Genomic DNA, 26,494 nt, shown 5'->3' with positions numbered 1-26,494 from the left:
TTTAAACGTCGAGGCGACAACTACATTGACAATTTCCGATCTCCACGAACTCGCACGCTTTGAGATTGGTGTTCAATCCATTCATCCCGCCAGAACTCACCCTCAATCCGAACACCCTGATAACCGCCACGTTGACCTTGCGAGCTTTCATGGCTCGTGTTTTGGTCATTTTCTGGCCCCATCACAGGTGCGTCTTCATCTTCGTCGACGTCCGTTCGCCAAGCATGGAACATTGCCCAGCTTCCTCCGAAAACGTCATTAATGTCACGGATTCGGAGCTCAAATCGGCCTCCATTTCGCTCCTCTTGAAGTTCTGTCAAATCTGCGTACTCACTGCCTTCAAGCAATGGCACGTTTTCCACTCTTTGCCGGTAATAAGAGAGGCGAAGTGAAAGATTTCTTGCGGCCAAATAGTCAAGGAGGAATTCTCGCTTGATCTCGATCAGCTGATGTTCACCTCTTTCATTGAAACTCTCACGGGCTACTACAACGAAATCCTCTTCTGGCCTAACCCAGTTCGTCCCTTCTTTTATCAGTCGGAGCGCAACTACTAGGTCAGGATTCAATATCCATTGCTTTCCACCAACGACAGGCTGAGGATGCTCGAAGACGAGATTAACACCTATTGGCTCTTTGTCGTTGTATTGAAATTGATCAATGGATGCGTAATAGCCATCGTCATAAGCATAAGGTGCTACGGTATGCCCTATTCCAATATCACTCCAGCCTAGGCGATCTTCAACCAAGTTTCGATGCTCTGGCGGGAATGCGGCAGACCCACAACCAAAATAGTCACCGATGTAGCCTATATCTTTGACATTTCCCTTCTCGTCAATTACTAATGCTCTTAACGGAACCCAAGTGGCGTTGGAGAATGCTCGGCGAGTTTCTTTTGTTTGGAGAATCCAGTCTTTTTTCATTTCAAATTTTCTGCCATCAACTCATTGCAACGTCGGTACCAGCCGCATAACGACAAGGGTAACTTGACGGTAAAGGCGTAGCGAGATAGGAGCGTAGCTTTTGCCGGTCAAGTTGACCCGCTGGTTAGCCATTCATTACTTTCTGCCCGCACGAATATCTATAAGGAGTGAATACGATGTTGCAAAATGTATTGCCTCAATTGGCTCCCACAGTGAAATAACCGCCTGACTCTGGTTGTTGTCACCGTCAAGAAAGTAACCGATATAGTGGTCATTTGACCATATGAATTTCAACTCAGCCGAGGAAGGCCGCATCGCGGCCTGACGTCGGCTGGAGTGCCGTGTTAGACATAACCTTTGCTCCGCAACCAGTGATGTACAAGAGTCTCGACCAATGCTCTAGCCTCAGAGAGAAGCATTGGAGATTTCGGCGGCTCGGTGTGCTCTTTTCCATGTCTTGCATCATCGCCGACGGCGTTTGGGCTGTTTGCGGTATGTTTGAATGTCTTGACTTGCGTTTTCGTTGACCAATCGTTTTCAGCAATCTTGTTAATGCCTCCAACATCATTTTCGATTACCTCAAATATCCTGTACAAGTTAACCCAGTCGTGCTGTCCCCCCGCGTCAGACTAGTTGTCGTCTCAAATTTTTAAAGCCAATAAAATTTGAGATTAGAGATGAAAACATATACAAGGTATTCTGAAGACTTCAAAGAGCAAGCTCTGAGAAAAGTTTACAACCGTGGAAACGACCAATCGATTCAGGATATTGCGAAGGACTTGAACGTTTGCTGGCAAACCCTAAAAACATGGATGAAAAAAGCTAAATTGCATAACTCCCGAGATCTACCGTCGAAATCGAAACGCCCTGATGATTGGCGTCCTGAAGAACGTCTCTCAGCGTTACAGAAATCTTATGGCTTGAACGGGGAAGACTTGAATGCCTGGTGCCGTGAACAAGGGTTATTCGTTCATCAGCTTGAGCAGTGGAAAGCTGAATTCTGTCGTCAGGGTGGCGTATCTGAAAAAGGTGAAGTGCATACCCTAAAAGCGGAAATTCATACCCTGGAGCGAGAGTTGTTACGCAAAGACAAAGCCTTAGCAGAAGCCGCCGCGCTGTTGGTTCTGCAAAAAAAGTTCCGAGCGCTCTTGGGGGGAGAGGTCGAATGACTGCCCACGAAGAGCGCAAGCAAGTAATTGTTTTACTGAATGAATCGATAATAGCGGGTGCGCGGCAAGCCCAAGCTTGTGAAGTGCTGGGTTTAAGCGAACGCACCTTGCAGCGCTGGCAGACCGGTGAGACCGTTCATTGTGATCAACGTCCATTACGTGAATATCAACCGCCGCATAAGCTTACCGTCATGGAGCGAGCCGAGGTGTTGGCTGTTGCCAATTCCGATGAATTTGGGCATCTGCCGCCGAGTCAGATCGTACCTCGGCTGGCCGATCAAGGCCGCTATCTGGCTTCTGAATCGACATTCTATCGCGTACTGCGAGCAGAAAACCAATTGGCACACCGTCGCAGTGAACGCCCTGCTCAATCCCGCACTAAACCGCGTGCCCTCTGTGCCACCGTACCTAACCAACTTTATAGCTGGGATATTACCTATCTGCCATCAGCAATCCGTGGACAGTTTTTCTATCTTTACCTGTTTGTGGATATTTTCAGCCGAAAGATCGTGGGTTGGCAGGTGTTTGAAGAGGAAAGCAGTACCTTGGCAGGCGAATTGTTACGTGACCTGTGCCATCGTGAGGGGATACAGCCCAAACAGCTGATACTGCACTCTGATAACGGTAGCCCCATGAAAGGCGCTACCATGCTGGCAACCTTGCAACAACTCGGTGTCATGCCCTCGTTAAGTCGGCCTTCGGTTAGCAACGACAATCCTTACTCAGAATCGCTCTTTAAGACCTTAAAATACCGGCCAAACTATCCGTTAAAGCCGTTTGCAAAGGTGACGGATGCTCGTGACTGGGTAACGAGACTGGTGGAATGGTACAACCACGAGCATCGCCACAGCGCCATCCGGTTTGTCACGCCAGCGCAACGCCATGAAGGCTTAGATCAAGGCCTACTGGTTAAGCGTAAAGCCGTTTATGAGGCTGCCCGTGATCGAAACCCGAAGCGATGGACTGGTAACACGCGGAATTGGGATTGCATCCAAGCAGTCCACCTTAATCCTGATAAGCCAGTGACTAACAGTAAACCTAATACAGAGGAGACAACTCAGAACAAAAATGCCGCTTAAGATTTAAACGTCGAGGCGACAACTACATTGACAATTTCCGCTGTTGACCAAACAATCTAAAGACTTTTCTGACAGAATCATCCATCAGACTAGCTTGCAGCCAAGTCGGTATTGGGTCAGCTGGCTTGTGCTCTTCAATTACATTTCCTTCTGAGTCCACGACTGATAGGACAAACGATTCCCGAACATGAATCGTATCAGACACATGCATATGGAACGTCTCTGTTCCATCGAGACGATGCTCAAGAACACCTGATTCAGTGATACCCAGGTTACCCCCAAGTGCTAGCTTTGTTGCCCCGTTCAAGACACCAAGAATTTCTTCCGCAATCTCAAGAACCTCATTGGCTGTCTTGCAGTTATTGAACCGGGAGCTTGCTAAGTAATATTGTAAGCGCTCAATTATCCGCGTAATTCACAACCCTTATGGGCCCTGTCAGACTATCCCCACGCTATAAACTTGGGATTTACGATGGCATCAACCGAAAGCAATACCGATCACGAATTCTGGCAACGCCATATCGAGCAATGGCACACCTCCGGGTTATCTCAAGCCAGTTACTGCCGCCAGCAAGCGCTACTTGTCCATCGATTTAGTTATTGGAAGCGCAAGTTCCTGGCAGAGTGCGAACCGATTTCGCCTGATCCAAAAAGCGGCTTTGCCCGAGTGCAAGTAGCGGCACCTGTCGCCACACCTTCCTCGCCGGGCTTGTCCTTGTGCTTTCGGGATGGCATCCGGTTGACCGGGATTACGCAGACTAATCTGGCTTTGATTAAACCCTTGCTTGAGGTATTGCGGTGACTTATATCATGCGCCCCGCCTTGGAACTGACAGAGGTCTATCTTTACCGGCAAGCCATTGATTTTCGCAAATCCCATCGTGGCCTGGCGGCGATTATTGAGTGTGAGCTCGGCCATAATCCGTTTGATGGTGGGCTGTATGCGTTCACCAATCAGCAGCGAACTAAAATCAAATGTTTGTTCTGGGAAAACACGGGCTTTGTCCTTTATTACAAGGCTTTGGTCGAGGATAAGTTCAAGTGGCCGAAGGGTGATGAGGCACTGTTAACGTTAACCGGTCAGCAGTTGAATTGGCTTTTGGATGGCTATGACATTAGCGTCATGAAAGGCCATAAAAACCGGCATTATGAATCTGTTTTTTAAGGGAAATATCAGTATTTACGGAGTGAAATCGCGTATAATATCAGCATGATTTCACCTCACTTTCCTGCCTTAGAACACGATGATTACTCGGCTGTCTTGTTGCCGGGGATGCTCGCTGAATTACTTGAAAAAGCACAACGCGTGGAGTAAGCGCTTAATAAAGCACGTAGTACCCCTATCTGGCAAAATTCTGATTTTTAAAATTCCAGGGCAACAAGGCTTCAATTTTTTCAACCGTATCGGCATAAGGCAGTGCTTTGAGGACTTGGGTTAAATAGGCGTAGGGTTCTATTCCATTAGCTTTAGCCGTTTCAATCAAACTGTAATGGATTGCGCTGGCTTGTGCGCCTTTGGGGCTATCACTGAATAACCATGCTTTGCGACCAATCACAAAGGGACGAATAGCGTTTTCAGCAAGAATATTGCTGATGTTCAATTCCCCATTCGAGCAATACACCATCAGCTTATCCCATTGATTACTGAGGTAAGTCATGGCCTTGCCGGTTAAACCGTCCTTCGGCACTTTGTGTTGATTGTCATCCAGGTACGTTTTCAGTTTTTTCAAAACAGGCAGGCTTCTTTTGCAGCGTTGCTGAAATTTTTCTGCGGCGCTCAGTGTTTTGATCTGCCGCTCTATCATATAGAGTGTATTGATTAAACCCAGGATGTGATCCGCTTTGCTCGCCTTATACGGTTTACCTTTCTTCGGTTTGGGTTGCGCATCTTGAGCCTCTTTAAATTTGCGGCGCACATGATCCCAACAACCTAGTTGGGTAATGTTGTTAATAAGGCACGCGGCATTGTAGCCAGCAAAGCCATCGGTTTGCAGATAACCCTGAAAACCATCAAGCAGGCGCAACGGCACGTCCTGGCTGCGGGACGGATCGTATTCAAACAACACGCTAGGTTGTCCAGGCGGACCGCCCAGTGTCACCCACATGAATTTATCCGAGGTCGCCGGTCGCCCCGGTTCTTTGAGGACCTGCACCCGTGTTTCGTCGGCCATGATGAGGTTGCCGGCCTGTTGATGATCCCGGAGGAGATTAATCAAAGGTTGCAAGGGTCTGGCCAGCGCGATGACCCAGTTGGCTAGCGTGGCCCTTGAGAGTTCGCCGCCATAACGGGCTAAGATGTTTTCAAGTCGATAAAGCGGTAAGCCATCGCAGTATTTATAGATGAGTACAGAGCACATCAGGTCAATGCTACCCATTGCACCCGGAACAGGATGCTTGGGCAGAACGGCAGCTATAATCCGGCGTTGCATCTCATCTTGACTCGGTTCCAGAAACACGGCTTTTTCTTGCATGTATTCTAAAACCCGTACTTGTGCGGGGATAATGTCCAGTTCTTCTTTGACTTTAGTAAAGAAGGTCGTAATGGCACCGGCTTTTTCTTCATCGCTCAGCTTGATAAAGATTTGCTCGCGGGGTAAGTTGTCGGCAAACGGTTTACGTCCCGGTTTTTGCTTAGTTTGACCGGCCTCAGGGGATTCGGACGCAATGCCGGACGCAATCGCCTCGACTTCGTCGACCGCTTCATCCGTTGCGGTTTCAAAATCCACCGTGGCTTCAATTTCAGCATCATCAAATAACGAGATTTGCCCCGACTGTTCACTCGAAGGTGCAAAGCGTTTGACTTTGGATAACCGTAGCGCTTCTTCGAGTAACTCAATCCGTTGTTTGAGCGAGGCAATGACTTCGGATTTAAGTTCAACGGTTTGCGTTAACTCATCCACGCGTTGTGCTTTTTCAAGTAATTCAGCGAGCATCCCCGGCAACAAGACAGCCGAGTAATCATCGTGTTCTAAGGCAGGAAAGTGAGGTGAAATCATGCTGATATTATACGCGATTTCACTCCGTAAATACTGATATTTCCCTTAAAAAACAGATTCATAATGCCGGTTTTTATGGCCTTTCATGACGCTAATGTCATAGCCATCCAAAAGCCAATTCAACTGCTGACCGGTTAACGTTAACAGTGCCTCATCACCCTTCGGCCACTTGAACTTATCCTCGACCAAAGCCTTGTAATAAAGGACAAAGCCCGTGTTTTCCCAGAACAAACATTTGATTTTAGTTCGCTGCTGATTGGTGAACGCATACAGCCCACCATCAAACGGATTATGGCCGAGCTCACACTCAATAATCGCCGCCAGGCCACGATGGGATTTGCGAAAATCAATGGCTTGCCGGTAAAGATAGACCTCTGTCAGTTCCAAGGCGGGGCGCATGATATAAGTCACCGCAATACCTCAAGCAAGGGTTTAATCAAAGCCAGATTAGTCTGCGTAATCCCGGTCAACCGGATGCCATCCCGAAAGCACAAGGACAAGCCCGGCGAGGAAGGTGTGGCGACAGGTGCCGCTACTTGCACTCGGGCAAAGCCGCTTTTTGGATCAGGCGAAATCGGTTCGCACTCTGCCAGGAACTTGCGCTTCCAATAACTAAATCGATGGACAAGTAGCGCTTGCTGGCGGCAGTAACTGGCTTGAGATAACCCGGAGGTGTGCCATTGCTCGATATGGCGTTGCCAGAATTCGTGATCGGTATTGCTTTCGGTTGATGCCATCGTAAATCCCAAGTTTATAGCGTGGGGATAGTCTGACAGGGCCCATAAGGGTTGTGAATTACGCGGATAATTGAGCGCTTACGGTGGACGGTAGAATACCTGTTTCACAGGGTATCAAAACCTCGGATTTAGTCAAAACCACTGTTGGCCTTTTAAGTATAGGCAAAAGCGACTTCGAGGCTGTTGAGCCGTTTCGTGAAGATCGTTTTTTCAAGAAGGCATTGGATGTACGTAAGGTTCCCGGCAGCGTGTGGCTGCGGCAACGTCTTGATCGTGTCAGCGGCAGCCTGCTGGAGCCGGTGGATGATCTATCGATACGACTCATCGAACGAACAGAAGCCCCAATTACGCCGCATAAAGGCTACGTCTGTCTGGACATGGACACCTTCGTCATGGATCAGAGCGGTACCAAGAAGGAAGAGGTGAGTCGAACCTATCAGGGAGTGGATGGCTATACGCCTGTCGCGGCTTATTTGGGCAATGAAGGCTGGTGTATAGGATTGGAACTGCGTCCAGGCCGCTGGCATTCATCGCTGGAGATTGATTATTTTCTAGAAAGGCTGTTTCCTCGAGTTGAGCGCTTGGTTGCACCGGGTTTGCCGTTGTTATTACGCAAAGACTCAGGGTTTGATAGCGCCAAACTGTTATTTACGGTTGCGGCTGAGAAAGAACGCTGGGCAGCCATGAACAGGCGCTTTGAATACTTGATCAAGTGGAATCCAAGACGGCAAGATAAGACATCCTGGTTAGAAAAAGCGGAAGCGGCCGGCGCCTTTGTTGAAAAACGCCCCGGTAAACGGGAAGCGTTAATGACACTGACGGTGGAACGTGCTTGGAAAAAACAGACTCGCCCCTTCAGACTGGTCGTGCGGATCATTGAACGCACGAGCAATAAGCACGGCCAGATGCTATTACTGCCGGACATTCAACTGGAAGGCTGGTGGACGAGTCTGGAGGAACCCGAAGAAACCGTCATTGAACGCTACCGCGACCACGGCACCCATGAACAATTTCATTCGGAATTCAAAACTGACCTGGATATGGAACGCTTACCATCTGGAAAGTTTGAGACCAACGACTGTCTATTGAGAATGGGTATGTTTGCCTATAATTGCTTGCGACTGATTGGTCAACTGGGCTTGACTGGCGACTTGGCGCCAATACGTCATCCGGCAAAACGACGGCGGTTACGAACGGTGCTGCAAGAAGTCATGTATCGAGCAGCCCAGGTGATCCACAAAGCCCGGCAATGGTGGCTGGACTTAGGGTGCGCCTCACCCGTGGCAAAAGTATTCGCTTATTTACAAGAGCGATTGGTGGTGCAGCCTGGCTTTGCATCAGGATAAGCGGCGCGAAAGCTGAGATGCTGGTTACGAGCTGATTCTCCGGGTAGAGAAGAAGATTGCTTGTCTTGGCGTCAGGTTTTTCATCTGGCGATGCCGGCAATACCATGGAAACGATTGATTTTTGCGACTGAGGGCTTGATGAACGGCAGTTAAATTTCGATTGGTGGTAGATTTTTTTAAAAAACGCGTCTGAAACGCGACTGCCCTCACTTAAACCGAAAGGAACACGGATTCAGGAAATTTTATTCGCCGCCACTAGTATCAAAGTTTGATTCAGATTACACCAATTATCTGGATAAAATTCAGTTTTAACAAATCGCTGTAACTCAAATATTCCAATCCGTGCATGAAATACCAACCGTCAGACGACGTATTGTCAGCGATACTCGATATATCTCGTTACAAACATTTTTTTACGGTATTTCGTTGCCGTATGGATTGCGACTTATCGCCTTAGCCTATTCATTATTCCATTTTTTGGAATTAAATATTGTAAATTTAGGATATTCTTGATTTTTACGTTCTCCGTTAAAGTTTACTCACCCCAAGCATTGCGGGTAAACCACTTAATCAACATCAGAAGTGGAGAATTATCATGAGCCGCATTAACATTGTAACTACTGAAACCGCTAATACTGAACAACTGGCTTTATTGCAGGCCATTCAGTCTAAATTGGGCATGGTGCCGAATTTTTTGAAAGTGCTGGCCAACTCGCCTACGGCTTTGCGGGCTTTTTTGGGTTTGCACGGCATTGCCAGTGAAGGCCGTTTAAGCCCGCAAACCAGAGAGCGGATTGCTTTAACGGTGGCGCAGCAAAATAGCTGTGAATATTGTGTGTCTGCGCATACTGCGCTTGGCCGTAAAACCGGTTTAACGCTTAGTGAAATTGAGTGCAATCGTTTAGCCAGCAGTGAAGATGGCAAAGCGGCGGTTGCGGTAAAATTCGCTCGGCCTCTGGTGGAGATTATCACCCATGTGGGGATGAATATATTGACCAATATGATAGGTAAAGCCAGCCGGGTGGAAATCGACTTTCCCAAAGTTGAGCTGAAAATGGCGGCCTGAACCTTAAACTTTATGGTTAATCCGGCGGCAGTTGCTGTCACCGGTATTACAGGAGAATGAGCATGGTGACTGCGTTTGCCCAGATTGGGTTTACGTCCAGTCTTTAGGTTAACCGTGATTTTGAATGAGCTGACGAAGCTGAGATGGGCATCAGTGAGTTGGGGGCTGAATTTATTAACCGGCGTGATTGTTTTTATCAGGCCACGGTATCGGAATCCGGCTGGCCTTATGAGCAGCATCATGGCGGCCCCCAGGTTTTGTAAGGACATTGTTGAATCTCGCTGACGCTGGTTTGATTAAGGTTGTGCTGCGAAGCCCTCGATTTCACTAAGTTGGATCGAGGCTTCGGGTCGCGATGATGCAGGTTATGGTGGCCTCTGTTGCGTTGGGTGTTTTGAGATGGCTAGACGCCAAACGCCCGCGTAGTTTTGGTGGCTTGCCTGGCGGCGAAGCCACCCTACATGGTTGACGAAGCTGAGATGGGCATCAGTGAGTTGGGGGCTGAATTTATTAACCGGCGTGATTGTTTTTATCAGGCCACTGTATCGGAATCCGGCTGGTCTTATGTGCAGCATCATGGCGGCCCCCAGGTTTTGTAAGGACATTGTTGAATCTCGCTGACGCTGGTTTGATTAAGGTTGTGCTGCGAAGCCCTCGATTCCACTACGTTGCATCGAGGCTACGGGTCGCGATGATGCAGGTTATGGTGGCCTCTGTTGCGTTGGGTGTTTTGCGATAGCTAGACGCCAAACGCCCGCGTAGTTTTGGTGGCTTGCCTGGCGGCGAAGCCACCTTACATGGTTGACGAAGCTGAGATGGGCATCAGTGAGTTGGGGGCTGAATTTATTAGCCGATGTGATTTTTTTTATCAGGCCATTGTATCGGAATCCGGCTGGTCTTATGTGCAGCATCATGGCGGCCCCCAGGTTTTGTAAGGACCTTGTTGAATCTCGCTGACGCTGGTTTGATTAAGGTTGTGCTGCGAAGCCCTCGATTTCACTACGTTGCATCGAGGCTACGGGTCGCGATGATGCAGGTTATGCTGGCCTCTGTTGCGTTGGGTGTTTTGCGATAGCTAGACGCCAAACGCCCGCGTAGTTTTGGTGGCTTGCCTGGCGGCGAAGCCACCCTACATGGCTATATTTGCGTTAATAATTGATTTTGGTTCAAGCGGTATAGGGAATTGTTGAATTCCGCTGACGCTGGTTTGATTAAGGTTGTGCTGCGAAGCCCTCGATTCCACTGCGTTGCATCGAGGCTACGGGGCGCGATGATTCAGGCTATGGCAGTCCGCTGAACTTGGATACTGAATAGTTACAAACTTTTTAAACACTCACACCTTTACTGATCAGGAGTTTTCTATGAGTACCAATGAAGCGGCTCGGCCACCTTTACCGCCGTTTAACTACGAAACGGCAAGCCAAAAAGTCCGTATGGCGGAAGATGGCTGGAATGGCAAAAATCCGGAGCGGGTGGCGCTGGCTTATACGGTTGACAGCCAATGGCGTAATCGGGCTGAATTTCCGGTAGGCCGGGAGCAGATCATCGCTTTTTTGACCCGGAAATGGGCGAAGGAGCATGAGTATCGGTTAATAAAAGAGCTGTGGGGTTTTACGGATAGCCGCATTGCGGTGCGATTTGCCTACGAGTGGCACAATGATGATGGTGAGTGGTTTCGTTCTTACGGTAATGAGAACTGGGAGTTTGATGCTAACGGTCTGATGCGGCGGCGTTATGCTTCGATTAATGATTTGGCTATTACGGAGGCTGAACGTCAATTTCGTTGGCCGCTTGGGCGGCGGCCTGATGATCATCCTGGACTTAGTGAGTTGGGGCTTTAACTCTGCGGGCAACGAATTAACGGGATATGGCTGCTTGCAGCTCAGTTAAGGCATTACGGTAATTCTTCAGCGAATAATCGTACGCTGATAAGAATAGATACTTGGACGCTGAATAGTTAGCCCATTTTTAAAGTACCGCGCAATCACACTGCCAGCACCGCGACCAGGGCTGCCAGAGCACCGACCAGCAGGCTGGCTTTGTCTTTTAGGGCGAAGATGACCGGGTCGTCGTGCATTTCGCCGCGATGGGTTTTTAGCCAGATGCGGCTGATCCAGTACAGCAGCAGGACACACAGGCACCAGATGACCTGGGGGTGGTGGTACAGGGCCTGGATATCCGGGGAGTTGATATATAAAGCCAGTACCAGTACGCATAAATAGCCGGAAGAGCTGCCCATACTGTGCAGCATGGGCAGATCCTGGATGCGATAGCCGCGCCCGGCGGCTTTGAGTTTGCCCTGCCGCTGCATGGCATCCAGTTCGGCATAGCGTTTGACCAGCGCCAGACTGAAGAATAAAAACACCGAAAACAGTAACAACCAGAACGACAAGGGCACGGCGATGGCGGTGGCACCGGCAATGATGCGAACGGTGTATAAACCGGCCAGGGTGATGGTGTCGATTAAGACGATGCGTTTCAATCCAAAGGAATAGGCGATGGTGAGCAGATAATAGCCGGCCAGCACTAAGCAGAATTTGCCGGGCAGGTTGAGCGCCAGCAGCAGGGTTGCCAATAGCAGCAAGGGTATCAGCACCAGGCCGTAAGCCAGCGACAGGCTGCCGGATGCGAAGGGCCGCCGGCATTTTCTGGGGTGTTCGCGGTCTACTTCCAAATCCAGCATGTCGTTGAGCAAGTACACGGAGGAGGCACAGAAACCAAACGCCAGAAAGGCCATCAGCGTCTGTTGAACGCTAATAAAGTCACTCAGTTTATGGGCAGCCGCCAAGGGCACGAAAATCAGTACGTTTTTGGCCCACTGATGCAGGCGCATTGCCTTTAGGATAGGCCGCAGCAAGCCGTTGGACTTGGGGAATATTCCGGCTATTTCGGCTATTTTTTCCGCTTGTTGCTGCAATTTTGCCCCGGCATTTACGGTGATGGCGGCACGACTTTCTGCCCAAATCGCTAGGTCGATATGGGCGTTGCCACAGTAATCAAAAGCTTTGGTACCAAATTGCTGCACCAGTTTTGCGGCTTTTTTGCGCCCGGACAGGTTAAGCTGATCGGTACTGGCCAGTACTCCGTTAAAAATCTGTAAATGGGCGGCTACGGCATCTGCCAGACGCTGATTGGATGCTGTACATAGCCAGAGTTGACGACCGGCCTGCCGCTGACTGTGCAACCAACCCAGCAGGGCTTTGTTGTAGGGTAAGGCGGCCGGGTTGAGGCTGACTCGTGCGGCAATTTGGGCTTTCATGGCGGCTTTGCCTTTTAATAACCAGACCGGCACCAGAAAAACGTATAAAGGATTACGCTTGAGCAGCAATACTAAGGTTTCCAATAATAGATCGCTGTGTATCAGGGTGCCGTCCAGATCGACACATAAGGGTATTGACAAGGTTTCCGGCTGATCGTCCGGTACTTTGATGCGCCGGTCTGGCTGGGGACGCAGCATGAATACGGCTATCCAGCCTATCAGCACGGCAAACCACAGGGTCAGCAGGCGGCAGACCAGGGTTAGTAGAATGGCATCCGGCATGGTATAGCCGTGTGCAGCAAGCAGGGCCACCATCAGGGCCTCGGTGCCGCCCAGTCCGCCTGGTAGAAATGACAGGGCGCCGACGATCACGGCAATTGAGTAGATGCCTACCGCCGCACTGACATCCATGCCTACTTCGGGTGGGATGTTGCCCAGTACCATCAGGCCCACACCTTCACAAGCCCAGGCTATCAGGCCCAACACAAAGCCTTTGAGCAGGATACCCGGCTGCAGCAGCGCTCTGGCGGAAAGCAGGGTACACAAGACAGTATGGATAATGCGCCGGAAAAATACCGGCAACCAGCTTTGTGCCTCCAATCGCTGCATGATGGCTGACCAGGGGGCAATGGTTAATAAGGCCATGATGACGATGATGACGGCAACCGCTCCCCAGATCAGGGATTGATAGCTGGAGTATGCAACTGCCAGGGTTGCCAAGGCGATCATGGCCAGCAAATCCAGCAGGCGTTCTACAAAAAACGCTGCTGCGGTACTGGTCAAGGGAACACCGGATTTTTGCAGATAACGGCCTCTGACCATTTCCCCGACTTTGCCTGGCGACAGGGTAAAGGCAAAACCGGCAAGATAGGTCAATGCCGAGAAACGAAACGTCAAACCGTGCCCCAGGCGTTGGAGATAGGCTGTCCAGCGCATAACGCGCAGCAAATAATTCAGCAGGGATAAGGCCAGGGCCAGCAGCACTTTATCCCAGGCCTGAACCACCGGCAGTAATTTGATCTGGGCGATGTCAGCCCGAAACGAGATGACACACCAACCCAAAAAAACCAGCAAAACTGCGTAATACCATAATCCTTTATATTTCATCACTGACTTGACTCCTGACAATTTTTAAACCTAATGCTCACGCTGCACAGTATACCAAATTAATTTTGTAGCCCTGCGCCATACCACAAAACCATTTTTGTCGGATTTACGACACAGCTTTATACCAAAAATTTATTTAAAATCAAATTATTAACAAATGGCACACCGGTTGCATTGTTTATACCAAAACAGCGAGGTGTGGCTATGAAATCGAGCAAAGATATTGCGGAACTGTTAGACGAACCGGCTTGTGAGCATAACAAGAAGGAAAAATCCGGTTGCGCCAAACCCAAACCGGGTACGGCGGCCGGGGGCTGCGCTTTTGACGGCGCCCAGATTGCCCTGCTGCCGATTGCCGATGTGGCCCATATAGTCCACGGCCCGATAGCCTGTGCTGGCAGTTCCTGGGACAACCGGGGTACCCGCTCTTCTGGCTCGGAATTGTACCGCACCGGTATGACAACTGATTTAACTGAACAGGATGTGATTATGGGCCGCAGTGAAAAGCGGCTGTTTCACTCTATCAAACAAGCTATAGACAGTTTTAATCCTCCGGCGGTGTTTATTTACAACACTTGTGTGCCGGCTTTGGTGGGCGACGATATTAATGCCATCTGCAAATCCGCCCAGGAGCGCTGGAATGTTCCGGTGGTGCCGATTGATTGCGCCGGTTTTTATGGTACCAAGAATCTGGGTAACCGGATTGCCGGTGATGCTATGGTTAATCATGTGATAGGCACCCGTGACCCCGACCCCTTACCGCCTGGCAGTGAACTGCGCGGCATTAAGATTCATGATGTGAATCTGGTGGGTGAATACAACATTGCCGGGGAGTTCTGGCATGTACTGCCTTTACTGGATGAAATGGGCCTGCGGGTATTGTGCACGCTCTCCGGGGATGCCCGGTTCCGTGAGGTGCAAACTATGCATAAGGCTGAAGTGAATATGATGGTTTGTTCCAAGGCGATGGTGAATGTTGCCCGGCGTTTGCAAAAACAATACGGTACGCCGTGGTTTGAGGGTAGTTTTTATGGCATCACCGATACTAGTCAGGCTTTGCGCGATTTTGCCAGGGTGATAGACGATCCGGATTTGATTGCCCGCACCGAAGCCATTATTGAACGCGAGGAAAACCGGATTCGCACCGAACTGGCTCCCTGGAAGGAACGTTTGAAAGGCAAGCGGGTACTGCTGTTTACCGGCGGGGTGAAAAGCTGGTCGGTGATTTCTGCTTTGCAGGATTTGGGTATGGTGGTGGTTGCCACCGGCACTAAAAAATCCACTGAGGAAGATAAGGCTCGAATTCGGGAATTGATGGGTGAAGATACTTTAATGATAGAAGACGGCAGTCCGAAAGCGCTGCTGCAAATCGTCCGCGATTACAAGGCCGATATTCTGATCGCTGGTGGCCGGAATATGTATACCGCGCTGAAGGCGCGTATCCCGTTTCTGGATATTAATCAGGAACGCGAATTCGGTTATGAAGGTTATCAGGGCATGCTGGAGTTAGTACGGCAGCTGGCTTTGACTATGGAAAGTCCGGTATGGCAGGCGGTGCGGGCTCCGGCGCCGTGGCGTAGTGGCGTGACAAAGACGGCATTGGCCGAACCGGTCAGCGACTTGCAATCACAGGCGGCTTGATATGGCTGAGGTACTGAAACGCAGTAAAGCTTTATCGGTTAATCCTTTAAAAGCCAGTCAACCTATGGGTGGTTCGCTGGCCTGTCTGGGTTTTGACCGGGCCATGCCTATGTTACATGGCTCTCAAGGGTGCACGGCATTTGCCAAGGTGTTTTTTGTCCGGCATTTCCGTGAGCCGATTCCTTTGCAAACAACGGCGATGGATCAGGCCAGTTCTGTGCTGGGCGCTGATGAGAATGTGATTGAAGGTATTAAGGCGATTGCCGAAAAATCCAATCCGGCACTGGTGATGGTGTTAACCACTGGGCTGGCGGAAACTCAAGGTGCTGATGTACACCGCAATGTTCGGGAGTTTCGGGAAAAATATCCGCAATATGCTCATGTGGCTGTGGTGGCGGTTAACACACCGGATTTCACCGGTTGTGTGGAAAGTGGTTACGCGGCGGCTGTTTACGAATTGATTAATGCACTGGTACCGGAAGCAGCTGTGGCGGGCACTAAGCCGGGTAATCGGCAACGTCAGGTTAATGTGCTGGTTAGTCCGATGCTGACACCAGGCGATTTGGAAACCTTACGTCATTTGATTGAACAGTTCAATTTGCGACCGGTGATTCTGCCGGATATTTCTGATTCCTTGGACGGTAGTCTGACTGAGGATGAATTTTCGCCGGTTACTATCGGCGGTACGCCGATTTCTGAAGTGTATACGCTGGGTGAGGCCAAGGCCACGCTGGTGATCGGTGCGTCTTTGTTCAAGGCCGGTGAACTGCTGGAGCAGAGAACCGGGGTGCCTAGCCACCATTTTGATCATTTATATGGTTTGCAGGCCAATGATGCTTTGATTATGGCTTTGGCCGAAATCAGTGAAGTGCCAGTACCGGCAGTTATTGAGCGGCAGCGCGCCCAATTGCAGGACGCTATGCTGGATACCCATTTTATGCTTGGCCAGTTACGGGTGGCCATTGCCGCTGACCCCGATCAATTGAATGCTTTTATTCATCTGGTGCAGGGTATGGGGGCAGAAGTAGTTGCAGCTATCAGTGCGGCCAATGCGCCGATACTGGCCACTACTCCGGTTGCCAGTATTAAGATTGGTGATCTGGAGGATCTGGAATTGCTGGCTAAAGAGCATAAGGCGCAATTGCTGATTGGTAATTCGCATACTGTTGCCAGTGCCGAGCGCTTAGGGATTCCAGTGCTGCGCGCCGGTTTTCCCCTTTACGACATCATCGGCGGTTATCAGAAAACCTGGATAGGCTATCGCGGCACCCGTCAGGCTCTGTTTGATCTGGCCAATCTGGTGATTAATTTTGCGCATGAAGAAATCGAAGTTTATCACTCGATTTATGCGCAAAAACCTGAATCAGAACGTAATACTAGTTCAGCAACATGTCATTAACTCGCCGCATGCACATTGTGCATAACCATGAACAGAGAGTGCCTATGGAAACTGCTATTAAAGTCGCTTTTGCTACCTCGGATATGCTGCATGTCAATCAGCATTTTGGTTCCGCCAAGTCATTTGCCGTGTATGCGGTAGATCCAGAAAACGCGGAAATACTGGAAGCCGCTCAATTTGGTGAATTGGCCCAGGACGGCAATGAGGACAAACTATCGGTAAAACTGCAATTGCTGGACGGCTGCGCGGCGGTGTATTGCCAGGCGGTTGGTGCTTCGGCCATTAAGCAGATTGTGAATCATGGGATTCAGCCGATCAAGGTACATGAAGGCAGTACTATTAAAGACTTAATTACTGATTTGCAGAATGAAATGAAGTCCGGGCCTTCCAGTTGGCTGGCTAAAGCAATCAGTCTGCATAAGGGCCCGGATCTGAAACGCTTTGATGAAATGGAAGATGAAGGTTGGCAAGAATAGGTCTTAATCATCCGTCTTGACCATCAGGTTCAATCAAAACTATCCAAATGGTGGGGGTTGCCCCACCTGAATATTAACTAACAGGAGAATTACCATGACTCAACCCGCTCTTGCCGTGGAAAGCGGCGACCCTTTCATGACTTCAGATGTGGTGGTGGAAATGCTCAAGCAATTGCGAGCAATGGATACTTATGACAAATATGAAGGCTGGTCACAGGAAAAAATTATTGATCCTTTGGTATTGACCAAGGAGCGCAAACGGGAAATCCCTATCGTTGGTGATCCGGATGAAATCACTTTGGCGCGGGTAAAGGCTTATTACAACAGTATTGCCTGTCTGATCGAGAAAAAGTCCGGCATGATGGCGGTACCGGTGATCAATATTACCCATGAGGGTTTTGGCCGGGCTTTTGTGCTGGTGGGCAAGCTGATTGTGGTGGATAAAATTCTGCGTGATGTGCATCGCTTCGGTTTTCCGAGTCTGGCGGATTTGGCTGAGAAAACTGATCTGGTGGTTAATAAAGCTGTTGCCTTAATCGAGCAATACCGGGAAGTTGCGGAAGCCTGAGGTAGATGATCATGAGCGAAGTCGATTTGAAAGTATTGGAAAAAGAAGTGAAAAAAACCAAGCGTCTGGCTAGTGAGCAGGCTATGGCTTTACACGATTTGATTGAAGACCGCTTACCGGATGCTTATGGCGAGTTGATGGGCATAGCCCAGGCAACGTTTGATGCCTGTCAAGCCTGGGATGAAGCCAACAAGAAATTTCAGGCCGCCAGCAGCGGCTCAGTCTGAGGAGCCGTTATGAGCGAATTTATTACCGGAACGACTTTTGGTGGTACGGTTTGGACGCCTGCTTATGTAACCAATCTGAATCCACGCACCTGTATTGGTTGCGGACGCTGTTTTAAAGTGTGTCCACGCGATGTTTTTGATTTGGTTGACAAGGATGAAGTGCTGGAAGCTGAGCAGTTTGATGATAGTTATGCGGATTTTGAGGACGATGACGATAACAGTCAGGTAATGACGTTGAAAAATCCGGCTGATTGCATAGGTTGCGAGGCCTGTTCTAAAGTTTGCCCTAAAGACTGCTTTACTCATGAACCTAAGATTGCGGCTTAAGCCGACTGCTGCTGTTGTGAGCGGTGCTTGCCGCTCCGGTGATTGATTACTACTGCCCATATTTCCCTACAGGAGCCTGCCATGCCTAGACCCGAAAAACATGTTTTTGTCTGCACTCAGAATCGCCCGCAGGGGCATCCACGCGGCTCCTGTTCCAGCAGTGGCTGTGCGGAAGTGATGAATGAGTTTATGAATGAGATTCAATCCCGTAATTTATTCGAAAAAATCGGCTTGACCAATACCGGTTGCATGGGTCCTTGCATGCTGGGACCTAGTGTGCTGGTTTATCCTGAAGGGATTATGTATGGCCGGGTGACTAAAGATGATGTGAAAACCATTATTGATCAGCATTTATTGGGCGGTACACCGGTTGCTGCCTTGCAGGCCCCTGCCGAGGTCTGGTAATCATGCAGGCGCTGTCGGTGCTTGAGGAGCGGGTACTGTTCAGCCCCGATTTACCTGAAGCGGTTAATCAGTTATTACAAGCCGGTGTAGTGGCCAATCATGTCGACAGACCCAGGGCCGAAGCTTTGTTTAAGCAGGCCCAGCAACTGGACGGCAGCTGCTTGCAAACTTATTTTGCTCTGTATAAATTTTATTTTTATCAGGGTCGTTTGGATGAAGCCGAACGTGAAGTTCACGCCGGACTGGCCGCTGCCGCTCTGCAGGGCGGCTTTCCCGGCAATTACCGGCAGTTGGCAGCTGTTGCCGCATCTTGGGATATGTACGCCAGCGAGGTTAGTCTGTTTTATTTGTATACGCTGAAAGCCTTGGCGTTTATTAAGCTGCGCCAGGATCAGACTGATGATGCGCAGTATATTCTGACATTATTAAAGCAACTTGATCCGGAAGACCGTTCCGGCGGCTCGGTGATTATGCAGTTGGCCCAAGCTTTAAACGAGGATTAGTATGAGTAGTAGCGATGTAAACATGCAGATTGATGAAAAACGTGTCTATGGTCAAACTGTATGCGGAAAGATAGCCGAATGTATCGCTAAACTGGGTTTTCCGTTAGAACTTAAGTTACCAAGCCCGGAATTTGATGCGGCGGTGTTTCATTTGGTGGTAGATCCTTATACGCAAAGTCAGGATTTGACCGGCTATTGGTATGATACGGCTAAGCAGCGCATCGGCCAGATCAAATTTTATGGCGATGGTAGTTTCTACGCGGAATATGATGTGGTGCAACCCCACCCTACTAAAAAGCGCTGGTTTGTGGAAGCTATCAATGCCTGGGGTAAACTGGATAATATTAAGGTGGAAGCTAAATTACTGGATATCCCGCAATAAGCCCTTATGCATAATCCCAAGCGCCTCTATGAATTACTGATTGATTATTGCAGCAGCAATGCTGTGATTGATCAGGTGTTTATTGGTCTGGTGTGGACGCTTTGCCGTAATTCGGCTCACAACGGTGCCGGGTTAGCTATGAGTCCAGGCTTGCCCACTCGTACCCTGCCCTGGTCCGGGACATTATCAGGGATGGCGTTGACCGATATCGCCGCCTGGATTTTGGAATGGGAACCTTATAAAGCCACGGTGGCGATGGCTGCTATCAATAGCTGTATCAACAGCAGGCCATTGCCGGACTCGATTGGCTTGGCTAATATTAGCGAATATCCCAATCTGGCAGTATTCGATTATTTTTTACCGGACTTACAGGGTAAAAATGTGGTGGTGATAGGCCGTTATCCGGGTATTGAACGCTATGAACAGCAAATGCGGCTGACCATTTTGGAAAAGCAGCCGATTGCGGCCGATTTACCTGATTCTGCCTGTGAGTTTTTGTTGCCTCAGGCTGATTGGGTGTTTTTAACTGCCAGTTCAATTACTAATAAGACGTTTCCTCGCTTGGCAGAATTAGCCGGCAATGCAAAAACTGTCTTAATGGGGCCGACCGTGCCTTGGTTGCCGCAGCTCCATGAATTTGGCATTGATTATCTGGCTGGGGTGGAAGTTAATGATGTAGAGACTTTGCAACAAACTGTGGCTCAGGGCGGTGGGGTAAAAATTTTCGGCAGCGGTTTGCGTTACCGGATTGCCGATCTGAACCCAAATCAGAGTATGAGCTGGCTGAAACAACAAATTGCCGATTGCGCTGCGGAGAGATCCCGGTTGTCTGCGGCGATGGAAGCTTGGTATAGCGCCGGTAATAGTAGCCGTTTTCCGGATTACGCTTTGCTGGAACGAGTAAATATCCGCTTATCGCGCCTGGATAGCAGCTATAAACCTCTCTGGGATCAGTTCAGTACTGTTTGAGGCATGACCGATCTTAGCGTTTTCAATCATCATCGGTTATTGCTGTATTACAAGGGCGATATCAGTGCGTTAACTTTGTTTGCTCAACAAGCAAACGGCAGTGTGTGCTTTCCCAAGGCCTTACCGGCATTATCTGAAGCGCTGGAGGAGGACGAGGTGGAGTCAAGCAAGATTACCATGCACCCTGCCGCTCTGGTGAATGTGATCAACCGGATTTTACGGCTGGATACAGATTTGTTACGCGCTGAGCCAGGCTTTAGTGAGCAGATTGATGCACCCGGTGGGATTATTACCGTTTATATGGCCCGCTTTACGGTGCTGGATCCGCCACATAAACTGATGTCCAAGTTGGATTGCTGTTTAAAAACCCTGCCAGCTTTACGCGGCAGACCACCGGCAGAAATGGAATTGTTACGCCGCGCTTATGTAAAAGTCATGGAGTCTTGATATGTTCGATTTCATGGATTTTGGCAGCGAAGATGATCCAGTTGCCGCACCAGATGGGCCTTATATTCCCGAAGCCGCTGAATGCATGCGTTGCGGGATGTGTGTAAGTCATTGCCCTACCTTCCGGTTGTTTGAAATTGATGAAGAAACACCACGGCGGCGAATTCGCACTATCAGCAAAATATTGGTGAGCCAAGAGCCAGTGAGTTCAGCTGAACATCAGCATTTGCGCAATTGCGTGCAATGCCGGGCCTGTGAAACGGTCTGTCCAAGTCGGATGGCTTATGGTGCGCTATTTGATCAAGCTCTTGCGACTGTGGCTACTGCGCCAGGACGTTTGGCCAAACTGGCTTTGTGGCTGATAGACCATAAAAACTGGCGAGCTGCACTAATGCCCGCGCTGGTGTTTTATCGAAAATCCGGTTTGCAGGCGCTACTTAGAGCGACCGGTATTTTGCTAAAACTCGGTGTGGCAGAGACTGATGCGATCATGACTACTCCGGCAATGACTGCTTTAGCCGGGCGTTATCGCACTTCACTCCCCTGTCGTGGTCGGGTGGCCTTATTCAGCGGCTGTATTGCCGAGCATTTTGACCGGGAAAATTTGACTGCCGCCATTAAGCTGCTGAATGCGATAGCTTATGACGTGCTGGTACCGGCCCAGCAAAGTTGCTGCGGCGCTATCCACCAACATAATGGGATCACCTCCCAGAATTTGATTGAAAATAATCTGGCGGTGTTTAATGCTCTTGATGTTGAGGCGGTGTTGTATGCCGCATCCGGCTGTGGTGCCATGTTGCATGAATATCAAAGTGAAGATACCGCAGCTGCCCAAGTTTTTCATGAGCGCTTGCAGGATATTAATCAGTTTTTACTCAGTCATTGGCCTACCGAACTTAAACTCAGGCCTGCCAGCATCAAGGTAGCAGTCCATGAACCTTGCAGTCAACGCAATGTTCTGAAAAATCAGCAGGCTGTTTATGCTTTGCTGGAAAAAATCCCCGAACTGAGTATTGCGCCATTGGCAGACAATAACCTCTGTTGCGGGGCGGGCGGCAGTTATATGCTGACCCATCCCGGCAATGCTCAACGCCTACGGGCAATGAAACTGGATTGTATATCAGCAGCCCCGGCTGATGTGGTGTTAAGCAGCAATTTTGCCTGTACGGCTTTTTTGCAGCGTCATGGCGCCAAGTTGTGCCACCCGGTAAAGTTGTTAGCCTTGCAGTTACCAATTAATCAGCATTAGGCTTTGATTTAACCTTGCTTTTAGCGTTGTTCGGCCTTAATACATGGTTACTGACTTAGCTTAATCAATTGCTGCGCAGTGGCATAAGCAATTGGCATTGCCAGGCCTTGTTTATGGATTTGTTCTGTGACAATAGCGCCGGAAATCAACATGACTAATTGGCCCGCTAATTGTTGCGGTTTATTGATGCCGGCTTGACGGGCCAATTCGGTCAGCATTTCGGTTAGGGTTCGGTAAAACTCGGCAACGGCCTGTGACACGGGGTGAGCCGGATCAGCATATTCTGCAGCCGCATTAATGAATGGGCAGCCGCGAAAACCCGGACTCGCCAATATCTTCGTAAACTCGTCAAATACCAGCAGCAGTTTGTCAGCAGTCTGATCAATCCTTTTGGCTTGTATGCCTGAATGGATCTGGGCCAGCAAGTCTTGAGCATTTTTACGCAAATACGCCACCACCAAAGCTTCTTTGGAAGGAAAATATTTATACAGCGTCATTTTGGCGACACCGGATGCGTTGACAATTGCATCTATCCCGGTAGCTTGGATGCCATGACTATAAAACAAGCCGGAAGCTGTATGAAGTATATGTGCCTGAAGATTACGCGCCATAAAAATTGTGAAAAATAATTTGAAATTATACAGACCAGTCTGTATTATTTCAATAGACAGATCAGTCTGTCTTTTTTTCTGTTTTTAAACCTCGCGGAGAATGCTTAGATGATCACCCTATATGGCCTGGCCATTAGCAACTATTACAATAAGGTCAAACTGGCACTGAAGGAAAAGGATATTCCATTTACTGAGGAGTTGACTGCGCCTAGCCGGGATACGCAGATATTAGAAAAATCCCCGCTGGGTAAAATCCCCTTTATTAAAACTCCGGACGGTTATCTTTCGGAATCGCAGGCCATACTGGAATATCTGGAAGAGGCTTTTCCTGACCAGCCTTTATTTCCGACCGATACCTTTCAACGCGCTAAATGCCGGGAGTTTATTCAGCATCTGGAACTGAATGTGGAATTGGTGGCGCGACGCTTATACGGGGAAGTGTTGTTTGGCACTCCGGTTTCCGCTGAAGTGAAAGAAGAGGTTTATACCAAGTTGACGACTGGCTTGTCCGGTTTGGCCAGACTGTTCCAGTTTAGTCCTTTTGCATTAGGTGCACGGTTTGGGGTGGCGGATGTGGTAGCTTGGCCACATTTGCAGGTGGTGGGCTATGTCACACAAAACATTTACGGCAAAAATTTGGTGATTGAACTGATTCCGGGTATAGAAGCTTATCTGAACTTGATTGAAAGCCGACCGCATGTACAGCAGGTCAGCGCTGACCGCACGGCGGCACGGGCTAAGTTTTTTCAAAATAAATAGCGGCCTGACCCTCGATGGTTTACAACGCACACTGCAGGATCAGTTGGACCCTGCAGTGTTTAATGGTTTAGACCGTTTGCCGGATTGGGGTGATGAGTAATTTTGCCAGTTTAAGCAAACCGATCGGCAAGGCGCTGTACATCACGGCGGCACCAAGATATGAGGGGTAATATAAGACAAAACCCTGAGCATATTGGCTCCAGGACATATCGCTAATTTTATCTGACAGTAAATAGAAGCTGGTATCCGAGATAAAAAATGCCGCTGAAACGGCCATAACCAGCCAGACCAAGGTTTTTGCGACAGCGGTCAGGGTAGACATGGCCTGTTTGCCACAATATTTGCCGGTTTGCCAGAGCAGTGCATAAGCGGGCAGCAAAAAGGCATAAGCGAATGAAATACAATAATCACTAACGCCTAACTGGTTAATGGCTAGATAGTCTATTAAACCGGCTTCTATTAATAAGGCGACCAACAAATAGCGTCCACTTTGCCAGAATCCGGCCAGAAAAAACACCGCCAGAGAAGCGTCCGGTAAGGAAACAGCGGTACCAAAATGGTGAAATCGGGTGGCGGCCATCAACAGCATTAAGCCGACTGCGGCAGGTCTAATGGCTAATGCCTGTGTTACATTCATAGTTAAACTCCGTTAATTTTGCAGCTAAATAAATAGTAAATAGGTGTCATCGCTGGCCTAAACTTTGATAAGACGCTGTGTCAGTAAGGAATTTACTGCCAATATCCTCGCTTCCGCGTTGCTTATTGAGGCTAAGCATAGTAAGTTTGGCTCCACAACAGCAAGATGGATCATGTTGTTTATTATATGCCAATGCCGCCCTGAGTGGAGAATAAGCCAGACTTAACCAGAACAACCCCACCTCCCGAAACCCTAGAAGGTGGTTTTTATCCCGCCGTAGCCGGCGATGCTGGAGGTGCCGTAGCCATATATTTCTTCATAGCGTTTATCCAGCAAGTTATCAATGCGACCAATCAGTTGTAATTTTGGATGAAGATCGTAACTGCCGGACAAATTTAACAGGGTATAGCCGGCCACTCCAGTCGGATCTACATCTGCCTTATGACCGACTACCAGCACGTTGACATGCAGGTGGGCTTTTTCCAAGAAGCGGTAATCGATATCAAAACTGGCTTTGTCATTGGGCCGGCGAATCAGCTGACTACCGGTATCTAAATTTTTGGTCTGTTGGTAGGTGTAGGTGCCGCGTAAGCTTAAATCGGTATAGGGCCTTACTTCAAAAAACGTTTCTACCCCGCTGGCTTTAGCATGACCGATATTCTGATTCAGATAGTTTTGGGCAATATTACCCTGAATCAGATTATTAAAAACATTATTAAAGTAGGTGGCGCCGGCGGTAATTTTGTCGTGCCATAAATCCTGTTCCACCCCGGCATCCCAATTGACGCTGGTTTCGGGTTTGAGATTGGGGTTGCCGGTACCATAAATGATATCGTAGAGCTGTTGCAATGCGGGGGCTTTAAAGCCGGTGCCGTAACTGGCTTTTAACCGACTACCGGTTTCTTTGATCAGAAACGATTCGTTGGCACGCCAGGTGACATGACCGGGAAAACGGTTATTATCATCATATCTAACCCCAAAAGTGGTGAAAGATCGTTCAAACAGCTGCAGCTGATCCTGTAAATAATAGCCCTGGGTGTTCATGGTCTTGATCGGGATAACGCCGGATGAACTACCATCATAAGTGGCCGAACTATGTAAGCTATCGCCTTCTTCTTCTACGCCCATTGTGGCTGTATTGGCTTTATTGATGTGAAAAATACTCTGATAATCCAGTTTTAATTTTTCACCCAGATTTTGCGCTGTCCAGCTATAAGGATTAACCGGTGCATACTGGTTTTGGTTGATAGTGCCCCGGTCACTGCGGCTATAGGCCAAGCCTAAGGTTTGCTCCCATTTGCCGTCAAACAATTGTAAATGACCAAAGCCCCTGGTAAACAATTCATGAAAGGTATTCCATTCGTTCTGGTCGTCACAATTTGGGCCACCGCAATCATCCAGAAAAGCCTTGCCGCCGTTATAACGCATGGTCATACCCAAATCCAACGCATCATTGACTTTGACATTGCTGCGTCCACTGACGGTTGTGTTGCGATAGGCATTGGGACTGCTATTACCTTGCAGATTTTGATCGGCCGCAGAAAAGCCATTGGTCTCATATCGTGAGGCATCCAGGCTGTAGTTGACCCGCTGGGTGCCGCCAGACACCGCGCCGCCGGTTTTCCAGGTGCCGAAAGAACCGCCTTCTGCTGTACCTGTGAATTTTGTCGGGCCCTGACCTTTTTTGGTGATGATGTTGATAACACCGCCGATGGCGTCTGAGCCATATACTGCGCTGGCGGCACCGCGCAATACCTCTATACGCTCTATATTGTCGGTTTGTAGAAAGGCGAAGTCGAATCCACCGGTTGGGCTTGATGGGTCATTCATCTCAACACCGTCTATCATGACCAGGGTGTGATTGGAATTAGCACCGCGCATAAACACTGAAGTCTGCTGCCCCTGACCGCCGGCACGAATCACATCCAGGCCAGGTACGGTACGTAAGGCGTCCGCCACACTGGTCAGGCGCTTAGCAGCAATCTCTTCGCCGGTAATCACAGTAACAGCACTACCGATCTGATTTTCCGGGGTTTCGGTGCGAGTAGCTGTGACGACTACTTTGCCAAGCTGTTGAGCTTGATTGTCATCGTTATCACTGCCGGTAGTACTGGTATCTGCGTGTAAATTAACAGATAAGCTGACACCCGCCAGCATTAAAGAACTGAACAAAATTTTTTGCATATTGTCCTCTGCGCCCGCCGCGCATTCGGGTA

At 49.1% G+C, this 26,494-nt stretch carries 27 protein-coding genes and 2 pseudogenes; 21 read left to right on the top strand and 8 right to left on the bottom strand.

Annotated features, from left to right (window positions below; genetic code table 11):
• Positions 1-20: 20 nt before the first annotated feature.
• Positions 21-920, bottom strand: a complete 900-nt coding sequence (locus tag KEF85_RS01220) for a hypothetical protein (protein ID WP_215582796.1) — start codon at positions 918-920, stop codon at positions 21-23.
• A gap of 677 nt (positions 921-1,597) precedes the next feature.
• Between KEF85_RS01220 and KEF85_RS01215 the strand changes: the two are divergent.
• The 3 genes and pseudogenes from KEF85_RS01215 to tnpB (KEF85_RS01205) all read left to right on the top strand — a co-directional run bounded on the left by KEF85_RS01215 (position 1,598) and on the right by tnpB (KEF85_RS01205) (position 4,332).
• Positions 1,598-3,168: pseudogene (locus KEF85_RS01215) on the top strand (IS3 family transposase).
• Between the two features lie 472 nt (positions 3,169-3,640).
• Complete coding sequence (gene tnpA / locus KEF85_RS01210) at positions 3,641-3,970, top strand: IS66 family insertion sequence element accessory protein TnpA (RefSeq protein ID WP_215579477.1); 330 nt, start codon at positions 3,641-3,643, stop codon at positions 3,968-3,970.
• Positions 3,971-3,978: 8 nt separating this feature from the next.
• Positions 3,979-4,332: an IS66 family insertion sequence element accessory protein TnpB gene (tnpB, locus tag KEF85_RS01205; protein WP_215579475.1), complete on the top strand. Its 354-nt coding sequence runs from the start codon at positions 3,979-3,981 to the stop codon at positions 4,330-4,332.
• A gap of 175 nt (positions 4,333-4,507) precedes the next feature.
• Here tnpB (KEF85_RS01205) and tnpC read toward each other — a convergent pair whose 3' ends face one another.
• From tnpC to tnpA (KEF85_RS01190), 3 genes are read right to left on the bottom strand one after another with little or no spacing between them, the layout of a single operon-like run.
• Complete coding sequence (gene tnpC / locus KEF85_RS01200; RefSeq protein ID WP_215580179.1) at positions 4,508-6,163, bottom strand: IS66 family transposase; 1,656 nt, start codon at positions 6,161-6,163, stop codon at positions 4,508-4,510.
• 45 nt (positions 6,164-6,208) lie between these two features.
• A complete protein-coding gene (gene tnpB, locus KEF85_RS01195; RefSeq protein WP_215579475.1) occupies positions 6,209-6,562 on the bottom strand; it encodes an IS66 family insertion sequence element accessory protein TnpB in 354 nt (117 codons plus the stop codon).
• An 8-nt stretch (positions 6,563-6,570) separates the two neighbouring features.
• Positions 6,571-6,900: an IS66 family insertion sequence element accessory protein TnpA gene (tnpA, locus tag KEF85_RS01190; protein ID WP_215579477.1), complete on the bottom strand. Its 330-nt coding sequence runs from the start codon at positions 6,898-6,900 to the stop codon at positions 6,571-6,573.
• Between the two features lie 83 nt (positions 6,901-6,983).
• Between tnpA (KEF85_RS01190) and KEF85_RS01185 the strand changes: the two are divergent.
• From KEF85_RS01185 to KEF85_RS01165, 5 genes and pseudogenes are all read left to right on the top strand, one after another.
• Positions 6,984-8,246, top strand: a pseudogene (locus KEF85_RS01185) (IS1380 family transposase); the annotation flags it as partial.
• A 595-nt stretch (positions 8,247-8,841) separates the two neighbouring features.
• Positions 8,842-9,312 carry a carboxymuconolactone decarboxylase family protein gene (locus tag KEF85_RS01180; RefSeq protein ID WP_215582791.1) on the top strand — a complete coding sequence of 157 codons (471 nt, stop codon included), beginning with the start codon at positions 8,842-8,844 and terminating at the stop codon, positions 9,310-9,312.
• 461 nt (positions 9,313-9,773) lie between these two features.
• Positions 9,774-9,911 carry a hypothetical protein gene (locus tag KEF85_RS16770; RefSeq protein WP_246535006.1) on the top strand — a complete coding sequence of 46 codons (138 nt, stop codon included), beginning with the start codon at positions 9,774-9,776 and terminating at the stop codon, positions 9,909-9,911.
• A 198-nt stretch (positions 9,912-10,109) separates the two neighbouring features.
• On the top strand, positions 10,110-10,247 hold the full coding sequence (locus KEF85_RS01170) for a hypothetical protein (protein ID WP_215582788.1): 138 nt from the start codon (positions 10,110-10,112) through the stop codon (positions 10,245-10,247).
• Positions 10,248-10,673: 426 nt separating this feature from the next.
• Positions 10,674-11,153: a nuclear transport factor 2 family protein gene (locus KEF85_RS01165; RefSeq protein ID WP_215582786.1), complete on the top strand. Its 480-nt coding sequence runs from the start codon at positions 10,674-10,676 to the stop codon at positions 11,151-11,153.
• 143 nt (positions 11,154-11,296) lie between these two features.
• Here KEF85_RS01165 and KEF85_RS01160 read toward each other — a convergent pair whose 3' ends face one another.
• Positions 11,297-13,678, bottom strand: a complete 2,382-nt coding sequence (locus KEF85_RS01160; protein WP_246535088.1) for a UbiA family prenyltransferase — start codon at positions 13,676-13,678, stop codon at positions 11,297-11,299.
• Positions 13,679-13,882: 204 nt separating this feature from the next.
• Between KEF85_RS01160 and nifE the strand changes: the two genes are divergently transcribed.
• The 12 genes from nifE (at position 13,883) to KEF85_RS01100 (ending at position 22,271) form a co-directional block, all read left to right on the top strand.
• Positions 13,883-15,319: a nitrogenase iron-molybdenum cofactor biosynthesis protein NifE gene (gene nifE / locus KEF85_RS01155; protein ID WP_215582778.1), complete on the top strand. Its 1,437-nt coding sequence runs from the start codon at positions 13,883-13,885 to the stop codon at positions 15,317-15,319.
• A gap of 1 nt (position 15,320) precedes the next feature.
• Positions 15,321-16,718, top strand: coding sequence for a nitrogenase iron-molybdenum cofactor biosynthesis protein NifN (nifN, locus tag KEF85_RS01150; protein WP_215582777.1), 1,398 nt, complete (start codon positions 15,321-15,323; stop codon positions 16,716-16,718).
• A gap of 44 nt (positions 16,719-16,762) precedes the next feature.
• Positions 16,763-17,194, top strand: coding sequence for a nitrogen fixation protein NifX (gene nifX, locus KEF85_RS01145; RefSeq protein WP_215582765.1), 432 nt, complete (start codon positions 16,763-16,765; stop codon positions 17,192-17,194).
• 94 nt (positions 17,195-17,288) lie between these two features.
• The gene (locus tag KEF85_RS01140) at positions 17,289-17,762 is read left to right on the top strand and encodes a NifX-associated nitrogen fixation protein (protein ID WP_215582764.1); all 474 of its coding nucleotides are present in this window, start codon (positions 17,289-17,291) and stop codon (positions 17,760-17,762) included.
• Between the two features lie 11 nt (positions 17,763-17,773).
• Entirely contained in the window at positions 17,774-17,989 is a 216-nt protein-coding gene (locus KEF85_RS01135; protein ID WP_215582763.1) for a CCE_0567 family metalloprotein, read from the top strand.
• A gap of 9 nt (positions 17,990-17,998) precedes the next feature.
• On the top strand, positions 17,999-18,316 hold the full coding sequence (gene fdxB, locus KEF85_RS01130) for a ferredoxin III, nif-specific (protein WP_215582761.1): 318 nt from the start codon (positions 17,999-18,001) through the stop codon (positions 18,314-18,316).
• An 81-nt stretch (positions 18,317-18,397) separates the two neighbouring features.
• Positions 18,398-18,721 (top strand): (2Fe-2S) ferredoxin domain-containing protein, encoded by a 324-nt coding sequence (locus KEF85_RS01125; RefSeq protein ID WP_215582759.1) that lies wholly within the window; start codon positions 18,398-18,400, stop codon positions 18,719-18,721.
• 2 nt (positions 18,722-18,723) lie between these two features.
• Entirely contained in the window at positions 18,724-19,224 is a 501-nt protein-coding gene (locus tag KEF85_RS01120) for a hypothetical protein (RefSeq protein ID WP_215582756.1), read from the top strand.
• 1 nt (position 19,225) lies between these two features.
• Positions 19,226-19,606: a hypothetical protein gene (locus KEF85_RS01115; protein WP_215582754.1), complete on the top strand. Its 381-nt coding sequence runs from the start codon at positions 19,226-19,228 to the stop codon at positions 19,604-19,606.
• Positions 19,607-19,612: 6 nt separating this feature from the next.
• Positions 19,613-20,575, top strand: coding sequence for a DUF364 domain-containing protein (locus tag KEF85_RS01110; protein ID WP_215582753.1), 963 nt, complete (start codon positions 19,613-19,615; stop codon positions 20,573-20,575).
• 3 nt (positions 20,576-20,578) lie between these two features.
• The gene (locus KEF85_RS01105; protein WP_215582750.1) at positions 20,579-21,022 is read left to right on the top strand and encodes a hypothetical protein; all 444 of its coding nucleotides are present in this window, start codon (positions 20,579-20,581) and stop codon (positions 21,020-21,022) included.
• Between the two features lies 1 nt (position 21,023).
• Entirely contained in the window at positions 21,024-22,271 is a 1,248-nt protein-coding gene (locus tag KEF85_RS01100; protein ID WP_215582749.1) for a (Fe-S)-binding protein, read from the top strand.
• Positions 22,272-22,318: 47 nt separating this feature from the next.
• Here KEF85_RS01100 and KEF85_RS01095 read toward each other — a convergent pair whose 3' ends face one another.
• Positions 22,319-22,882, bottom strand: coding sequence for a TetR/AcrR family transcriptional regulator (locus tag KEF85_RS01095; protein WP_215582748.1), 564 nt, complete (start codon positions 22,880-22,882; stop codon positions 22,319-22,321).
• Between the two features lie 108 nt (positions 22,883-22,990).
• Between KEF85_RS01095 and KEF85_RS01090 the strand changes: the two genes are divergently transcribed.
• Complete coding sequence (locus KEF85_RS01090; RefSeq protein ID WP_215582747.1) at positions 22,991-23,641, top strand: glutathione S-transferase family protein; 651 nt, start codon at positions 22,991-22,993, stop codon at positions 23,639-23,641.
• Positions 23,642-23,708: 67 nt separating this feature from the next.
• On the opposite strand, the gene KEF85_RS01085 is transcribed toward KEF85_RS01090, so the two are convergent.
• Positions 23,709-24,278 (bottom strand): hypothetical protein, encoded by a 570-nt coding sequence (locus KEF85_RS01085; RefSeq protein WP_215582745.1) that lies wholly within the window; start codon positions 24,276-24,278, stop codon positions 23,709-23,711.
• 252 nt (positions 24,279-24,530) lie between these two features.
• Positions 24,531-26,462 carry a TonB-dependent receptor plug domain-containing protein gene (locus tag KEF85_RS01080; RefSeq protein ID WP_215582743.1) on the bottom strand — a complete coding sequence of 644 codons (1,932 nt, stop codon included), beginning with the start codon at positions 26,460-26,462 and terminating at the stop codon, positions 24,531-24,533.
• Positions 26,463-26,494 lie beyond the last annotated feature (32 nt).

It is taken from the genome of Methylomonas paludis (genome assembly GCF_018734325.1).
Lineage (GTDB): Bacteria > Pseudomonadota > Gammaproteobacteria > Methylococcales > Methylomonadaceae > Methylomonas > Methylomonas paludis.
Note: the sequence above shows the minus strand (reverse complement) of the source record. Positions and strands in the feature narration are given on the sequence as shown.

What these genes read in the sequence shown, in the direction of transcription:
- tnpB (WP_215579475.1), bottom strand. Translation starts at nt 6,562, where the DNA reads ATGCGCCCCGCCTTGGAACTGACAGAGGTCTATCTTTACCGGCAAGCC.
- KEF85_RS01160 (WP_246535088.1), bottom strand. Translation starts at nt 13,678, where the DNA reads ATGAAATATAAAGGATTATGGTATTACGCAGTTTTGCTGGTTTTTTTG.
- fdxB (WP_215582761.1), top strand. Translation starts at nt 17,999, where the DNA reads ATGAGCGAATTTATTACCGGAACGACTTTTGGTGGTACGGTTTGGACG.
- KEF85_RS01220 (WP_215582796.1), bottom strand. Translation starts at nt 920, where the DNA reads ATGAAAAAAGACTGGATTCTCCAAACAAAAGAAACTCGCCGAGCATTC.
- tnpB (WP_215579475.1), top strand. Translation starts at nt 3,979, where the DNA reads ATGCGCCCCGCCTTGGAACTGACAGAGGTCTATCTTTACCGGCAAGCC.
- KEF85_RS16770 (WP_246535006.1), top strand. Translation starts at nt 9,774, where the DNA reads ATGGTTGACGAAGCTGAGATGGGCATCAGTGAGTTGGGGGCTGAATTT.
- nifX (WP_215582765.1), top strand. Translation starts at nt 16,763, where the DNA reads ATGGAAACTGCTATTAAAGTCGCTTTTGCTACCTCGGATATGCTGCAT.
- KEF85_RS01120 (WP_215582756.1), top strand. Translation starts at nt 18,724, where the DNA reads ATGCAGGCGCTGTCGGTGCTTGAGGAGCGGGTACTGTTCAGCCCCGAT.
- tnpA (WP_215579477.1), top strand. Translation starts at nt 3,641, where the DNA reads ATGGCATCAACCGAAAGCAATACCGATCACGAATTCTGGCAACGCCAT.
- KEF85_RS01170 (WP_215582788.1), top strand. Translation starts at nt 10,110, where the DNA reads ATGGTTGACGAAGCTGAGATGGGCATCAGTGAGTTGGGGGCTGAATTT.
- KEF85_RS01085 (WP_215582745.1), bottom strand. Translation starts at nt 24,278, where the DNA reads ATGAATGTAACACAGGCATTAGCCATTAGACCTGCCGCAGTCGGCTTA.
- KEF85_RS01080 (WP_215582743.1), bottom strand. Translation starts at nt 26,462, where the DNA reads ATGCAAAAAATTTTGTTCAGTTCTTTAATGCTGGCGGGTGTCAGCTTA.
- KEF85_RS01135 (WP_215582763.1), top strand. Translation starts at nt 17,774, where the DNA reads ATGAGCGAAGTCGATTTGAAAGTATTGGAAAAAGAAGTGAAAAAAACC.
- KEF85_RS01110 (WP_215582753.1), top strand. Translation starts at nt 19,613, where the DNA reads ATGCATAATCCCAAGCGCCTCTATGAATTACTGATTGATTATTGCAGC.
- KEF85_RS01125 (WP_215582759.1), top strand. Translation starts at nt 18,398, where the DNA reads ATGCCTAGACCCGAAAAACATGTTTTTGTCTGCACTCAGAATCGCCCG.
- KEF85_RS01140 (WP_215582764.1), top strand. Translation starts at nt 17,289, where the DNA reads ATGACTCAACCCGCTCTTGCCGTGGAAAGCGGCGACCCTTTCATGACT.
- KEF85_RS01165 (WP_215582786.1), top strand. Translation starts at nt 10,674, where the DNA reads ATGAGTACCAATGAAGCGGCTCGGCCACCTTTACCGCCGTTTAACTAC.
- tnpC (WP_215580179.1), bottom strand. Translation starts at nt 6,163, where the DNA reads ATGATTTCACCTCACTTTCCTGCCTTAGAACACGATGATTACTCGGCT.
- KEF85_RS01100 (WP_215582749.1), top strand. Translation starts at nt 21,024, where the DNA reads ATGTTCGATTTCATGGATTTTGGCAGCGAAGATGATCCAGTTGCCGCA.
- KEF85_RS01105 (WP_215582750.1), top strand. Translation starts at nt 20,579, where the DNA reads ATGACCGATCTTAGCGTTTTCAATCATCATCGGTTATTGCTGTATTAC.
- KEF85_RS01090 (WP_215582747.1), top strand. Translation starts at nt 22,991, where the DNA reads ATGATCACCCTATATGGCCTGGCCATTAGCAACTATTACAATAAGGTC.
- KEF85_RS01180 (WP_215582791.1), top strand. Translation starts at nt 8,842, where the DNA reads ATGAGCCGCATTAACATTGTAACTACTGAAACCGCTAATACTGAACAA.
- KEF85_RS01095 (WP_215582748.1), bottom strand. Translation starts at nt 22,882, where the DNA reads ATGGCGCGTAATCTTCAGGCACATATACTTCATACAGCTTCCGGCTTG.
- KEF85_RS01115 (WP_215582754.1), top strand. Translation starts at nt 19,226, where the DNA reads ATGAGTAGTAGCGATGTAAACATGCAGATTGATGAAAAACGTGTCTAT.
- nifN (WP_215582777.1), top strand. Translation starts at nt 15,321, where the DNA reads ATGGCTGAGGTACTGAAACGCAGTAAAGCTTTATCGGTTAATCCTTTA.
- nifE (WP_215582778.1), top strand. Translation starts at nt 13,883, where the DNA reads ATGAAATCGAGCAAAGATATTGCGGAACTGTTAGACGAACCGGCTTGT.
- tnpA (WP_215579477.1), bottom strand. Translation starts at nt 6,900, where the DNA reads ATGGCATCAACCGAAAGCAATACCGATCACGAATTCTGGCAACGCCAT.